Genomic DNA, 13,897 nt, shown 5'->3' with positions numbered 1-13,897 from the left:
GCCGTTACCTGCCGCCATGCTATGATCCCCGCCGTTTTCTGCCCGCCGGAGCCTCGCCAATGAAACTCTCCATGCCCCGTTTCGACCACGCTGCCGTCCTAGTGGTGGGCGATGTCATGCTCGATCGCTACTGGCATGGCGGTACCTCGCGGATTTCGCCCGAGGCGCCGGTGCCGGTGGTCAGGGTCGAGCAGGTCGAGGATCGGCCGGGCGGGGCGGCGAACGTGGCATTGAATATCGCCGCGTTGGGTGCGCCGGCTGCGCTGGTGGGCGTGACCGGGGTGGACGAGGCGCGGCAGAGCCTGCTCGACAGCTTGGCAGCGGCCGGCGTGCGGGCGCATTTCCAGTCCATCGAAGACCAGCCGACCATCATCAAACTGCGGGTGATGAGCCGGCATCAGCAATTGCTGCGCATGGACTTCGAGGAGCCCTTCGCCACCGACGCCTCCGCGTTGCTGGGCGACGTCCAGCGGCTGCTCGAGGGCGTCAAGGTGCTGATTCTGTCTGATTACGGCAAGGGCGCGCTGCGTAACCACCAGGCGTTGATCAAGGCGGCGCGGGCGCGTGGCATTCCGGTGCTGGCCGATCCGAAGGGCAAGGATTTCGAAATCTACCGAGGGGCGACGGTCATCACGCCCAACCTCGGCGAGTTCGAAGCGATCGTTGGGCATTGTGCCGACGAGGCGGAGCTGGTGGCCAAAGGCGCGGCGCTCATGCACAGCCTGGACCTGGGCGCGCTGCTGGTCACCCGCGGTGAGCATGGCATGACACTGCTGCGCCCCGAGCAATCGCCGCTGCACCTGCCGGCCCGCGCTCGCGAAGTGTTCGATGTCACGGGGGCCGGCGATACCGTCATCTCTACCTTGGCGGCGGCGCTGGCGGCTGGCGAAGAACTGCCACAAGCGGTCGCGCTGGCCAATCTGGCCGCCGGAATCGTGGTGGGGAAGCTGGGCACCGCTTGCATCAGCGCGCCCGAACTGCGGCGTGCAGTGCAACGTGAAGAGGGCTCCGAGCGGGGCGTGATGACGCTCGAGCAGCTGCTTACCGCGATCGAGGATGCCCGGGCCGATGGCGAAAAAATCGTCTTCACCAATGGCTGTTTCGACATCCTGCATGCTGGTCATGTGACCTACCTCGAACAGGCGCGTGCGCAGGGGGATCGCCTGATCGTCGCGGTGAACGACGATGGTTCGGTCAGCCGCCTGAAGGGCCCCGGGCGGCCAATCAACTCCGTCGATCGGCGCATGGCGGTCCTGGCGGGGCTCGGGGCGGTGGACTGGGTGGTCTGCTTTGCCGAGGACACGCCGGAAACTCTGCTCGCCAAGGTCCGGCCCGATGTCCTGGTCAAGGGCGGTGACTATGGGGTGGATCAGGTTGTCGGCGCGGACCTCGTGACGGCCTATGGTGGCGAGGTCAAGGTGCTGGGTCTGGTTGAGAACAGTTCAACCACGGCCATCGTCGAGAAAATCCGCACGCGCTAGCGCTGCCTTGGCGTCCCGTTCGTTCGGACGCCACATTCATCCCGGCGCGGGGATGCTAGCCACCCAGTCGCGCCAGCTTGCCCGATCCGCCCGTACAACCCAGCCGTCCTGTCCGGCGAAACTTTCCGATAGCCAGAGGCCACGTGTGCTGGCCGGCACCGGCTGGCCCTTGATCAGCGTGAACAGCGAGGGAGTCGGCTGGCCATCCTTGAGCGCGACGAGATAGAGGTCTGGCCGGCGCCGCTCCAGTCGCGCGACCAGTTTGCCGTCTTCAAGGCGCTCGTCGACATGGAAAAGGCTCAGTTCCCGGGTTTCCTTCGGCAGCTCGAGGCGCATGTCATAGACCAGTTGCAGCGACGCCGTGGGCAGATGCACGTAAGCACGGGGGCGTTCCATCAAGGTCATCTGGCCGCACTGCACCGGGCGGGCAGAGCCGGACAGCGACGCCAGGTTGAAGTGCACCGCCTCGCGGTAGCGGAGGCTGCCGAGGTAGGGCGCCGGTAGCCAGATGTCGCCGAAGCGGCCCGCCAGCCAACCTTCGGGCGTCTCCAGCAGGCACTCCTCGGCGACTTCCTGGATGGCGCTGAGCAGCGGTAGGGCCAGTTCGTGGGCGGGTACGTAGCCGGAAATCAGCTTGAGCACCACATCGCCCCGATCCTGGCGTTGCTGGCGGACCAGCACCCAATAGTCCTTGCCTTGCCAGCTGAGGGTCAGGCGTACCGATACGCCCAGATTCGCCAGTTCCAGGCTGAACTGGGTGGGGTCGTCCACCGTGACCGGGCGCCGGCGCTCGAGCATTTCGCTGAAGTTCAGCGGGCGCCCGAGGCTCTGGTAACGCAGCCCATCCGGACTGGCGTCGACGAGCAACGGGAGGGTCTTGAACGCGGTGGGGTTCTTACGGATCAGCACGCGCGGCATTCGGCTCCTCCTGGCGGTGAGCGGCCGTTCAGGTCGTGGCTTCACTGCGCTCGGTCGTGCTGCCAACAGGCCAGGCAGCAGCGCACAAGGCTCTGCTGCACGGGTGTGGACTGGTTCGCCCGCGCGCTGCGTTTCCACATGGCCTGAAGAAGGCCGTGCTTATTGTTGTTGGGCTGCTAGTACGGATGCGACGGTCTGCACGTTATCGGACAAGTGTTTCGGGTTGATGGTGCCGACGATGGCTGCCGCGACGCCGCGATGAGCGAACAGCTGCTCGAAGCTGAGCCGTACCGGGTCGTCGCCTGGTCTCAGGCAGGCATGGCCGCTGGCCAGGGCTTTTTTCACCAGGATGCCCTTGCCATGAGCAAGCGCGTAATCCATGACCGGGCGTTCGGCCTGCTCGTTGAGATTGTAGGTCACCATGGCACAGTCGCCTTGCTCGAGCGCGAGAAGCCCGCCCTCGACGGTCTTTCCGGACAACCCGTACGCAAGGATCTTGCCCTCGCGCTTGAGTTCGGCAAGCGTCTCGTAGACGCCGCTGTTACGCAGGATGTCCAGATCGTTGCCGTCCGAGTGCACCAGCACCAGCTCGATGCGGTCAGTGCGCAGTCGTGTCAGGCTCCGCTCGACGGAGAGTCGCGTGTGTGCAGGGGAAAAGTCGAAGTGAGACTGGCCGTTGCTGAATTCCTCTCCGACCTTGCTGACGATCACCCATTCCTCTCGCTGTCCGGCCAGTAGCGGGCCGAGCCGCTCCTCGCTGACGCCATAGGCCGGTGCGGTGTCGATCAGGTTGATGCCAAGGTCGCGCGCCAGGGACAGCAGGTGGCCGGCCTGGTTATCGTCGGGAATGCTGAAGCCGCTGGGGTACTTCACGCCCTGGTCCCGGCCCAGCTTGACGGTGCCCAGGCCCAGCGGCGAAACGCTCAGTCCGGTGCCGCCGAGCAAACGATGGAAGTCGTGCAGGGTGCTGGTCATCAGAGCAACCCGTCCCAGAACGGCCTGGTGAGTTCGGGTCGCGGCAGGTCCGGCAGGGCTGGGTGCGTCTGCGGAGCGATGCCGTCGCGTGTCAGCGCCGCCTCGACACGGTCGGCGAAATCAGGAGACAGTGCCAGCTTGGTTGGCCAGCCAACCAGCAGCCGCCCCGCTTCGGCGAGAAAGGCATTGTCCGGTCTGGCAAGAGAAGACTGGGCCGGCTCGGCGCGATCGATACGCAGGGTTGCCCACTTCGCGGCGGCCAGATCGATCCAGGGCACCAGTTCGGCCAGTTCCTTTTTCGCTGCTGAGATCTGCGCCGCTTCGTCGCGGGCGACGCCCGCCGCTTCGGCCAGGTCGCCGCCCAGATACCACACCCACTCGCCATCCTCGGCCGGGTGGCTTGTCACGGTGAGGCGGGGTTTGGTGCCACCGCCCAGGCAGTGCGCATAGAGCGGCTTCAAGGTCGCCGCCTTGACGATGACCATGTGCAGCGGACGTTTCTGCATCGCAGGCTGTGCGAGTCCCAGCGCGGCCAGCAATTCGGCATTGCCCGCCCCGGCCGTGAGCACGATGCGCTGCGCGCGAATCGGGCGACCGTCGATGACAAGCCCGGTCAGCTCGCCGCCTTCGTACAGCGGCTCGATGCGGTCGGCCTTGACGAGCCCATCACCGGCGAGTTGCGCCAGGCGCTGAATCAGGCTGGGGACATCCAGGACCAGCTCGCTGAGCCGGTACACCTTGCCCTTGAAACGCGGGTGCTGCAGCGCCGCGGGCAGCTGGTCCCCCTTGACCTGGCCGACCCGCGATCGTACGGCCTTGCTGGCGAAAAAGCTGGTGAGGTTGCCCGTCAGGGTGCCGGGTGACCACAGGTAATGGGCGTCGGAGAGCAGGCGGACGCCCCTCAGATCCAGCTCACCATTGCCTTCGAGCGCTTCGCGCCAGCGCCGAGGCATGTCGGAAATGGCTTCCGAGGCACCGGTCAGGGCACCACTCAGGGCGTACTTGGTGCCGCCGTGGATGATGCCTTGCGACTTGACGCTCTGCCCGCCGCCCAGCACGCCCCGGTCCGCCAACAGCGTCGAATAGCCCAGGCGACGCAGGCGCGCATTGAGCCAAAGGCCAGCGACACCTCCGCCGACGATCAGGATATCGGTGCTCAGGGACTCGGACATGGACAGGCCTCGTTCAGTGATCGGGCGCGCAGTATAGCGCCTGTGGGCTGAGGGTTATGCCCTGCGGCGGGTCGTCGGTCAGGCGCTCCCGCTAATGGCCTGTGCTCTTGGAAAAGAGCTGGATGACCACCACGCCCGCAACGATCAGCGCCATGCCGAGCACTGCCGGCAGGTCGAGCTTCTGCTGATAGAGCAGCGCAGCGGCCAGGCTCACCAGCACGATGCCAAGACCGGCCCAGATGGCGTAGGCGATGCCGACCGGGATGGTCTTGACCACCAGGCTCAGCATCCAGAACGAAAGGCTGTAGCCGGCGACCACCAGAAACAGCGGGAGCGGGCGGCTGAACCCCGCCAGTGCCTTCATCGAGGTGGTGGCGATCACTTCGGCGGTGATGGCGATGGCAAGATAGATATAGCCAGTCATGACGTCTCCGGTTCTGGGCGGCTGCCGGGTATTCGGCTGCAGCAGCGGCGCGAAGTTCTCAGCTGCCCTGTGCGGTGGCCGGCGCTTCGCTGCCTTTGCTAAGCTCCGCGCCCATGAATCGTACCCTCTACACCCTGTTGTTCAATCTCTCTCTGCCGCTGATCCTGGTTCGCCTGCTATGGCGCGCTCGCCGGGCGCCGGCCTATTCGAAGCGGATCGGGGAGCGGTTGGCCTTGGGATTGCCGACCATGCAGCCTGGCGGCATCTGGGTGCACGCCGTCTCGGTTGGCGAGAGCATTGCGGCGGCGCCGATGATTCGCGCGCTGAAGGCGCGGCATCCGGACCTGCCCATAACCGTGACTTGCATGACGCCGACCGGTTCCGAGCGAATCCGGGCGTTGTTCGGCGATACGGTGCAGCATTGCTATCTCCCGTACGACCTACCGTGGGCGGCTGCGCGCCTGCTCGACCGGCTGCGGCCTCGGCTGGCCATCGTGATGGAAACCGAGCTGTGGCCCAACCACATCCATCAGTGCGCGCGGCGTGGCATACCCGTGGTGCTGGCCAATGCCCGATTGTCCGAACGCTCCGCGCGCGGCTACGCAAGGCTTGGACGTTTGACCGCGCCGATGCTGGCCGAGCTAAGCCTGATTGCGGTGCAGACGGAGGCCGAGGCGACGCGCTTTCGGCAGCTTGGCGCGCCCGAAGCTGTGGTGCAGGTGACGGGGTCGATCAAGTTCGACCTCAGCATCGATCCGGCAGTGCCCACTCGGGCCGCGCAGCTTCGCCAGCAATGGGGCGCCGAGACGCGGCCGGTATGGATCGGCGCGAGCACTCACACCGGCGAGGACGAAATTCTGCTGGCCGCCCATCGTCAGTTGCTGGTCGATCATCCTGGGGCCCTGCTGATCCTGGTGCCGCGCCATCCGGAACGATTTGCCTCGGTGCTCGAACTCTGCCGCAAGCAAGGCTTCGTCACGGTTCGACGGTCGCTCGACGAGGCGCCCGCGAACGAGACCCAGGTCCTGCTGGGGGACACCATGGGCGAGTTGCTGTTCCTGTTTGCGCTGGCCGACGTGGCCTTCGTCGGCGGCAGCCTGGTGCCGACTGGCGGCCACAACCTGCTTGAGCCCGCCGCGCTGGGCAAGCCGGTGCTGACGGGGCCGTACCTGTTCAATTTCCTCGATATCGCCGCGCAGATGCGTGACGCCGGTGCGCTGGTCGAGATCAATAGCGCACCCGAACTGGCGGAGCAGGTCGCCATATTCTGGACGGATCCAGCGCCAGCGGAGCAGGCGCGCGCCGCCGGTTATGCCGTTCTAAGGAACAACCAGGGCGCGCTGGACCGGTTGCTGGCGGGGCTGGACGCCTTGCTGTCGACGCAGCGCTGACGGGCCGCGCCGCGCCTCGGACGCCGACGTTGCTGATCAGTCGACGCGCACCGGGCGGCCGATGTTCTCCGACAGGTCCGGCGGCAGGAAATCGCTGTCCGGATCGTAGTCCGCCTTCAGATACCGCTGCAGGTCCTCCAGATCGCCCGGGTTGAGCGTGCCGGCTGCCTGTTTCAGGCGCAGGCTGTCGAGGATGTAGTCGTAGCGGGCATTGTTGTAGTCGCGAACCGCGGCGAACAACCGGCGCTGGGTGTCGAGCACGTCGACGATATTGCGCGTGCCGACCTGGTAGCCGATGTCGGTCGCTTCCAGCGCGCTCTGGTTGGAAATGATCGATTGCCGGCGCGCCTGCACCTGTTCCACATCCGTATTCACCGCGCGGTGCAGGTTCCGCGTCGACTCGACGACCTGGCGACGAAGGCTCTCGCGCTGTTGCTCGGTCTGGGTCAACTGATGGTAGGCCTCGCGGCTCTGCGAGGTCGTCAGTCCGCCGCTGTAGAGCGGAATGTTAAGGCGCAGGCCGATGCTGCGCTGCTCCACGTCGCCGGTGTAGCGGGGGATACCGGTAACCGCTTCGCTGCCGGTATTGGTGAAGCCCAGGGTGTCGTTGTCGCCGCGGCTGTACTGCGCTACGGCATCAAGCGTCGGCGCGTGGCCGGCGCGTCGCTGGCGCAGGGTCTCCTCGGCCGCGATGACGGCCTGGTTGACCGCCTGCAGGTCGAGGTTTTGCCGCGCGGCCGTGTCGACCCAGGCGCTGGCGTCGTTGGGCACTGGCGGTAGCACCGGCAGGCTGTGCTCGATACCTTCAAGCGCCAGGTATTGGCGATTGGTCAGGGTCGAGAGCGCCTGAAAGGCATCGTCCACCTGACGCTGGGCAAGCAGGCGATTGGCGCGCGCCGTATCGAAGCCGGCTTGCGCTTCGAGGACGTCGGTACGATCTGACAGCCCGACCTCGAAACGCTCGTCCGCCTGGTCGAGCTGGCGCTGGAAGGCCGACTCCTCGGCCTTCGCCGCAGCCAGCGTGTCCTGTGCCCGCAGCACGGCGAAGTAGGCCTGTGCGGTCAAGCGGATCAGGTCCTGCTCGGCAATGGAATACTCAATGGCCGCCTGCTCGTTGACCGCCTCGGCCGCCTGGAGCTGGAACCAGCGGTCGGCGCGAAAGATCGGTTGGCTCAGCGTCGCCTGGTAGAGCGTGCCGCTGCGCTCGAGCGAGCGCGACCCTGCGCTGGTGTCGACATCGGTGCGGGTGCTGCTGGTTTCGGCGCCCGCACTGAGGTTGGGCAACAGCCCGGCGCGCGCTTGCGGGATGATTTCCTGGGCGGCCATGAATTGCGCACGCGCTGCAGCCAGGTCGGCATTGTTTTCCACCGCCTGCCGATAGACGCTGAGCAGGTCGGTTCGGGCGGAAACAGGCGGTGCGTTCTGGGCCAGGGCCAGCCCCGACGAGGCGGCGGTCACGGCGAGTGCCAGCGTGAGTCTACGCAGCATGTGCGTCTTTCCCCGAAGCGAAGTGATGGGCAAGGCTATGCCCGGTCTTTCGGTCGGTCAAGCAGCGCGAACCGGGGGCTGCAGGGCCGACGGCGCGGCGTCGGGATGACCCGGCGGTCGCCGAATTGCCCTGACGGCGTAGTAATCCCCGGCGCCGTTGATTAGACTCGGTGCCGTTCTTGTCGGGGTGCCTTGAAGCGAAGGCTGAGATCGGAAAGTTCCGGATCCCGTTGAACCTGATCAGGTTAAGGCCTGCGTAGGGAACAAGATGTGCTCGGCAGTCTGCCCACGAGCCCCTCGGCGCCAGTCTTGGCGCGCCCGATGCCCCCTTTCCCCGCCGTGTTTTCAGGTTCGCTCCGACAACTTTCTAGGAGCTAGCCTGATGCGTGCAGAACAACAAAATCTCAGTGAGTCGGCTCAGGTCGATCAACAGTCGATCCAGCCCTTTCCGCGTTCGCAGAAAGTCTATGTGCAGGGTTCGCGTCCGGACATCCGCGTGCCGATGCGTGAGATCAGCCTGGACGTGACGCCCACCGCCTTCGGCGGTGAGATCAACCCGCCGGTCACTGTCTACGACACCTCCGGTCCCTACACCGACCCCAGCGTGCAAATCGACGTGCGCAAGGGGCTGGCCGATGTGCGCAGCGCCTGGATCGAGGATCGCGGCGACACCGAAAAGCTGCCGGGGCTGACCTCCGAATTCGGCCAGCGGCGCCTCAACGATGCCGAGCTTTCGGCGATGCGCTTCGCCCATGTGCGCAACCCGCGCCGCGCCAAGGCCGGGCACAACGTCAGCCAGATGCATTACGCGAAAAAGGGGATCATCACGCCCGAGATGGAGTACGTCGCCATCCGCGAGAACATGAAACTCGCCGAGGCACGCGAGGCCGGCCTGCTGGCCGAGCAGCACGCCGGGCAGAGCTTCGGCGCGGCGATCCCGAAGGAAATCACGCCCGAGTTCGTCCGCCAGGAAGTGGCCCGCGGCCGCGCCATCATCCCGGCCAACATCAACCACGTGGAGCTGGAGCCGATGATCATCGGCCGCAACTTCTTGGTGAAGATCAACGGCAACATCGGCAACTCGGCGCTGGGCTCCTCCATCGAGGAAGAAGTCGCCAAGCTGACCTGGGGCATCCGCTGGGGCTCGGACACCGTCATGGACCTGTCCACCGGCAAGCACATCCACGAAACCCGCGAGTGGATCATTCGCAACTCGCCAGTGCCGATCGGCACCGTGCCGATCTACCAGGCGCTGGAGAAGGTCAACGGCGTCGCCGAGGACCTGACCTGGGAGCTGTTCCGCGACACCCTGATCGAGCAGGCCGAGCAGGGCGTGGACTACTTCACCATCCACGCCGGCGTCTTGCTGCGCTACGTACCGCTGACCGCCAAGCGCGTCACCGGTATCGTCAGCCGTGGCGGTTCGATCATGGCCAAGTGGTGCCTGGCGCATCACAAGGAAAATTTCCTCTACACCCATTTCGACGACATCTGCGAAATCATGAAGGCCTACGACGTCAGCTTCTCGCTGGGCGACGGCCTGCGTCCGGGCTCCATCGCCGATGCCAACGACGCCGCGCAATTCGGTGAGCTGGAAACCCTCGGTGAGCTGACCAAGATCGCCTGGAAGCACGATGTGCAGTGCATGATCGAAGGCCCGGGTCACGTGCCGATGCACCTGATCAAGGAAAACATGGACAAGCAGCTGGAATGCTGCGACGAGGCGCCGTTCTACACCCTCGGCCCGCTGACCACCGACATCGCGCCGGGCTATGACCACATCACCAGCGGCATCGGCGCGGCCATGATCGGCTGGTTCGGCTGCGCGATGCTCTGCTATGTCACGCCGAAAGAGCACCTGGGCTTGCCGAACAAGGATGACGTCAAGACCGGCATCATCACCTACAAGATTGCCGCCCACGCCGCCGACCTTGCAAAAGGTCATCCGGGCGCGCAGATCCGCGACAACGCGCTGTCCAAGGCACGCTTCGAGTTCCGCTGGGAGGACCAGTTCAACCTCGGCCTGGACCCGGACACCGCGCGCGCCTTCCACGACGAGACGCTGCCCAAGGAGTCGGCCAAGGTGGCGCACTTCTGTTCCATGTGCGGGCCGAAGTTCTGCTCGATGAAGATCACTCAGGAGGTACGCGAGTACGCTGCCGAGAACGGTCTGACCGACGAACAGAAGGCCATCGAGGCCGGGTTCGCCGAGCAGGCCGAGCGCTTCAAGGACCAGGGGTCGCTGATCTACAAGCAGGTGTGACCCGAGCGGAGAGGCCGCCCCGCAATGGGAGGCCTTGTCGCGTGTGTGCTACGGCAGATAGGCCGGCTTCACGATGCCGTCGAGCTCGGCATAGGAGATCGTCAGCGTGGGATGCCCGCTCGAATAGGGCGCGATGCTGTAGACGTCGTATTTGAGCAGCACCTGGTCACGCAGAAAGGCGACGTTTGACGTTTGCTGGAACGGCCATTGACGGCTGAAGGCGGCGTCGTGCTCGTTATCCAGCAGCCACTGCTGATGAGCCTTCGCTGCGACGCGCCAGAAGGCGCCCTCCTTGCCCGGCAGCAGCACGTCGGCCAGTTTCAGTTCACGGTCCTGCTCGCGGTCGTAATTGATGAAACCGCGTCCGGGCATGCCGTGCGCACCGCCGGTAAAGAGGTAACTGGACAGTTCGATCACCAGTAGCGAATCGTGCTGGTCGATGAGCTTGGCCTGCAGGTAGCTGCTCCAGCCCGGCTCTGCCTGTCGCAGGAACTGCTGCTGGTAGGTCTCCAGTGAGGCGGGCAGGGTCGCTTCCGGCGAGTTGATGGTCATCCGCCGTAAACGATGGTCGATCAACGTATTCAGGGCTGGCTCGTCGGCAAATACCTGGGTGTCGATGTTCACCAGTGGGCAGGTTTCGTCCGTCCTCGGGCAGGCTTCGGGGCGCTGCTCGCTGATGACCTGACGAACCTCGACGGCTGGTGGCGAAAGGAAATGCTGGCAACCGGCAAGCAGCAGGCCAAGCGTGAGAAGGGGCAAGGTGTTACGAAGCGACATGGTGTGGTCTCATGGCTCAGGAGTCGTGAGGTGCGGTTTCGAGTGCGGTGCGGGTGTTAAGTTCGACCGCCTTCAGCCGGGCATTTTTGCCCATGCTTGTGGTCTGCAAAGGGCTGCGCCAGATGTTACGGCGCGCTAGCATGACAACAGAGAGACCGCTCACCCTGTGACGGTTGCAGCCTTTCCGTGGCGGCTGGCACGGAAGATACCGAATGTGAGTTATTCATGACTGATACCTTCAAGCCCGGTCCGGATGATGTCGAGATCGTTGAACGCGAGCAATGCTTCAGCGGCTTTTACCGTCTTGACCGGCTGCAGTTGCGCCATCGGCTGTTCAGCGGTGCCATGGGGCGGCAACTGGAGCGTGAGTTGTTCGTTCGCCATGACGCTGTATGCGTACTGCCCTACGATCCGCGGCGCGACGAAGTCGTGCTGATCGAGCAGTTTCGGGTCGGTGCGGTGGGCAAGGTCGCCAACCCGTGGCTGATCGAACTGGTGGCGGGACTGATCGACAAGGATGAACAGCCGGAAGAGGTCGCGCGCCGCGAGGCTGTCGAAGAGGCGGGGCTGGAAGTCGCTGAACTCTGGCCGGTGACCACCTATTTTCCCTCGCCCGGTGGCAGCACCGAGCGTGTGCATCTCTATGTCGGTCGATGCGACAGCACCCATGCCGGCGGAGTGTTCGGCCTGGACGAAGAAGGCGAAGACATTCGTGTCCACGTGTGGAGCCTGGAGCGAGCACTGCAGGCCGTACGTGACGGGACCATCGACAACGCGGCGAGCATCATCGCCCTGCAGTGGCTGGCGCTGAACCGGGACGAAGTCAGAGGGGCGTGGTCATGAGGAAAACCCGCGAACGATATCGGGTAGACCTGCGAGAGTTGCAGGCTGCTTGCGAAGCCAACTACCTACGGCTGATGCGTCTCTTGCCGGGGATGCGCAGCCAGTCCGAGGTCCGGCGCATTGCCCTGAGCCAGGGGGAACGTCTGCTGGGCGTGTTGGCGCTCAGGGTCGTTGAAAGCTGCCCCTACACCACGACCGTGCAGATCAGCCAACAGGATTGCCTGCCCTGGTTGCCCGTGCCTCAGATGGAGGTGCGGGTCTATCACGACGCGCGCATGGCCGAAGTGGTCAGCGCGCAAAACGCCCGGCGTTTCCGCGGGATCTACAGCTATCCCAATGCGCAGATGCATCAACCCGACGAGAAGAATCAGCTCAATCTGTTTCTCGGCGAGTGGCTCGGCCATTGCCTGGCTTGTGGTCACGAGCTCGAGCCGGTTCTCTGAGCTCTCCTGTGATTGGTTAGGCGATGTCAATGCGCCATGAGTCTCGTTCGCAAGCTGATCTGTGATGCATGCCCGCATCATGCGGTTTACCCCCATCATGGCGAGCCACCATAATTCTCCCGCGAATTCGCCAAAGGAGACGGGTCGTGGCTGTTGCGCCCCTTACTGCTGAAAAAGATTCGGTACTGCTGGTGCAGCTGACCGACAGCCATCTGTTCGGCAATCCCGGCGGCAAGCTGCTGGGCATGGACACGGCGGACAGCCTGCAGCGGGTGGTGGACCTGGTGCTCGCCGAGCAACCGGGCATCGATCTGGTCCTGGCAACCGGCGATTTATCGCAAGACGGCTCGCTGGCATCCTACGAGCGGTTTCGGACACTGTCCGAACGTATCCAGGCGCCTGCTCGCTGGTGCCCCGGTAATCACGACGAGCTGGCCATCATGCGCGAGGCGAGCCGCGATACGGACCTGATGCAACCCGTCCTGGATATCGGCGCCTGGCGCGTGGTCATGCTCGACACCCTCGTCCCTGGCTCGGTGCACGGCATGTTGCGCGAGGATCAGCTGCAGCTGCTGGATCGTGCGCTGGGGGAGGCGCCTGATCGCCATCATCTGATTTGCCTTCATCATCACCCCGTTACCATCGGCAGTCGCTGGATGGACAAGATCGGATTGCGCAATCGCGATGCGCTGTTCGAGGTGGTGGATCGTCACCCTGGGGTGAAAGCCTTGCTGTGGGGCCATATTCACCAGGCCTTCGATGCGGCCCGGGAGGGGGTTCGCCTCCTGGCGACGCCTTCGACCGGTGTGCAATTCACGCCAGGCAGCGAGGATTTCGACGTGGACACCCGCGCCCCGGGGTATCGCTGGCTGCGGCTGCATGCGGATGGACGTCTGGACACGGGAATTTCGCGGGTGGTTGGAATCGATTTCGAGGTCGACTACAGCGTCAAGGGTTATTGAGGCGCGGTACCTGTCAGGTTGCCGGCACCGGCGCGGTGCTGGCGCCCCGCCTGGATCTCGCCAGCCATCCAGCTTGCAGCCTTTGCGTCTCGCCTTGTAGCCTTCTCCGTCTTTTTCATTCAGCGAGCCAGCATGACCTGCGAACGTCCCGCCATTCTCTATATGCACGGCCTCAACAGCTCGCCACAGTCGCAAAAGGCCCGCCAGCTGATGCAGGCGATGGAGCGGTTGGGGGCGAGCGACCGCCTGAGGGTGCCGGCTCTGCATCACCATCCGCGCCAGGCCATTGCGCAACTGGAGGCGGGAATCGCTGAGCTGGGCCGTCCCTTGCTGGTCGGCAGCTCCCTGGGCGGCTACTATGCGACGCACCTTGCCGAGCGTCATGGCCTCAAGGCATTGCTGATCAACCCAGCCGTTACGCCACATCGCCGCTTCGACGGCTACCTGGGCCCGCAGACCAATCTCTACACCGGTGAGGTCTGGCAGCTGACCGACGATCATGTCGCCGCGTTGGCGGAGTTGGAGGTGGCGCCACCTGAGGATGCCGAGCGCTATCAGGTCTGGCTGCAGACTGGCGACGAAACCCTCGACTATCGGCACGCCGCCGATTTCTATCGCGGCTGCGCGCTGCGGATCCAGGCCGGGGGCGATCATGGTTTCCAAGGCTTTGCCGAACGCCTACCGGCGCTGCTCGCCTTTGCCGGCTTCGACCCGGCGTGCTTGGCCGAGCTCGATTTTTCCGATTCATAAGGACATCACG

At 64.8% G+C, this 13,897-nt stretch carries 13 protein-coding genes and 1 riboswitch; of the genes, 7 read left to right on the top strand and 6 right to left on the bottom strand.

Annotated features, from left to right (window positions below; translation table 11 throughout):
- Nucleotides 1–59 precede the first annotated feature (59 nt).
- Nucleotides 60–1,481, top strand: a complete 1,422-nt coding sequence (gene hldE / locus MST27_RS00670) for a bifunctional D-glycero-beta-D-manno-heptose-7-phosphate kinase/D-glycero-beta-D-manno-heptose 1-phosphate adenylyltransferase HldE (RefSeq protein ID WP_243604079.1) — start codon at nt 60–62, stop codon at nt 1,479–1,481.
- 36 nt (nt 1,482–1,517) lie between these two features.
- On the opposite strand, the gene MST27_RS00665 is transcribed toward hldE, so the two are convergent.
- The 4 genes from MST27_RS00665 to MST27_RS00650 form a co-directional block, all read right to left on the bottom strand.
- Nucleotides 1,518–2,399, bottom strand: a complete 882-nt coding sequence (locus MST27_RS00665; protein WP_243604078.1) for a metal ABC transporter ATPase — start codon at nt 2,397–2,399, stop codon at nt 1,518–1,520.
- A 159-nt stretch (nt 2,400–2,558) separates the two neighbouring features.
- Complete coding sequence (locus MST27_RS00660) at nt 2,559–3,374, bottom strand: aldo/keto reductase (RefSeq protein WP_476756122.1); 816 nt, start codon at nt 3,372–3,374, stop codon at nt 2,559–2,561.
- Nucleotides 3,374–4,546, bottom strand: coding sequence for an FAD-dependent oxidoreductase (locus MST27_RS00655; protein WP_243604077.1), 1,173 nt, complete (start codon nt 4,544–4,546; stop codon nt 3,374–3,376). Before MST27_RS00655 ends, MST27_RS00660 begins: the two co-directional genes overlap by 1 nt.
- 91 nt (nt 4,547–4,637) lie before the next feature.
- Nucleotides 4,638–4,970 (bottom strand): DMT family transporter, encoded by a 333-nt coding sequence (locus MST27_RS00650; RefSeq protein WP_243604076.1) that lies wholly within the window; start codon nt 4,968–4,970, stop codon nt 4,638–4,640.
- Between the two features lie 113 nt (nt 4,971–5,083).
- On the opposite strand from MST27_RS00650, the gene waaA reads away from it, so the two are divergent.
- The gene (gene waaA / locus MST27_RS00645; RefSeq protein ID WP_243604075.1) at nt 5,084–6,361 is read left to right on the top strand and encodes a lipid IV(A) 3-deoxy-D-manno-octulosonic acid transferase; all 1,278 of its coding nucleotides are present in this window, start codon (nt 5,084–5,086) and stop codon (nt 6,359–6,361) included.
- Nucleotides 6,362–6,397: 36 nt separating this feature from the next.
- On the opposite strand, the gene MST27_RS00640 is transcribed toward waaA, so the two are convergent.
- Nucleotides 6,398–7,849, bottom strand: a complete 1,452-nt coding sequence (locus MST27_RS00640; RefSeq protein WP_243604074.1) for a TolC family outer membrane protein — start codon at nt 7,847–7,849, stop codon at nt 6,398–6,400.
- 173 nt (nt 7,850–8,022) lie between these two features.
- A riboswitch (TPP riboswitch) is annotated at nt 8,023–8,129 on the top strand.
- Nucleotides 8,130–8,231: 102 nt separating this feature from the next.
- Here MST27_RS00640 and thiC point away from each other — a divergent pair.
- The gene (gene thiC, locus MST27_RS00635; protein ID WP_420864205.1) at nt 8,232–10,112 is read left to right on the top strand and encodes a phosphomethylpyrimidine synthase ThiC; all 1,881 of its coding nucleotides are present in this window, start codon (nt 8,232–8,234) and stop codon (nt 10,110–10,112) included.
- Between the two features lie 48 nt (nt 10,113–10,160).
- On the opposite strand, the gene MST27_RS00630 is transcribed toward thiC, so the two are convergent.
- Entirely contained in the window at nt 10,161–10,889 is a 729-nt protein-coding gene (locus MST27_RS00630) for a DUF3298 and DUF4163 domain-containing protein (protein WP_243604073.1), read from the bottom strand.
- 225 nt (nt 10,890–11,114) lie between these two features.
- Between MST27_RS00630 and nudF the strand changes: the two genes are divergently transcribed.
- The 4 genes from nudF to MST27_RS00610 all read left to right on the top strand — a co-directional run bounded on the left by nudF (nt 11,115) and on the right by MST27_RS00610 (nt 13,887).
- Nucleotides 11,115–11,732, top strand: a complete 618-nt coding sequence (gene nudF, locus MST27_RS00625) for an ADP-ribose diphosphatase (protein WP_243604072.1) — start codon at nt 11,115–11,117, stop codon at nt 11,730–11,732.
- Nucleotides 11,729–12,175 (top strand): DUF1249 domain-containing protein, encoded by a 447-nt coding sequence (locus MST27_RS00620; protein WP_243604071.1) that lies wholly within the window; start codon nt 11,729–11,731, stop codon nt 12,173–12,175. Before nudF ends, MST27_RS00620 begins: the two co-directional genes overlap by 4 nt.
- Before the next feature lie 146 nt (nt 12,176–12,321).
- On the top strand, nt 12,322–13,137 hold the full coding sequence (cpdA, locus tag MST27_RS00615) for a 3',5'-cyclic-AMP phosphodiesterase (protein WP_243604070.1): 816 nt from the start codon (nt 12,322–12,324) through the stop codon (nt 13,135–13,137).
- A 132-nt stretch (nt 13,138–13,269) separates the two neighbouring features.
- Entirely contained in the window at nt 13,270–13,887 is a 618-nt protein-coding gene (locus MST27_RS00610) for a YqiA/YcfP family alpha/beta fold hydrolase (protein WP_243604069.1), read from the top strand.
- The last annotated feature ends 10 nt before the right edge of the window (nt 13,888–13,897 follow it).

It is taken from the genome of Stutzerimonas marianensis (assembly GCF_022810315.1).
GTDB lineage: Bacteria > Pseudomonadota > Gammaproteobacteria > Pseudomonadales > Pseudomonadaceae > Stutzerimonas > Stutzerimonas marianensis.
The sequence above is the reverse complement of the archived record's forward strand: the minus strand, read 5'-3'. Positions and strand labels throughout refer to the sequence as shown.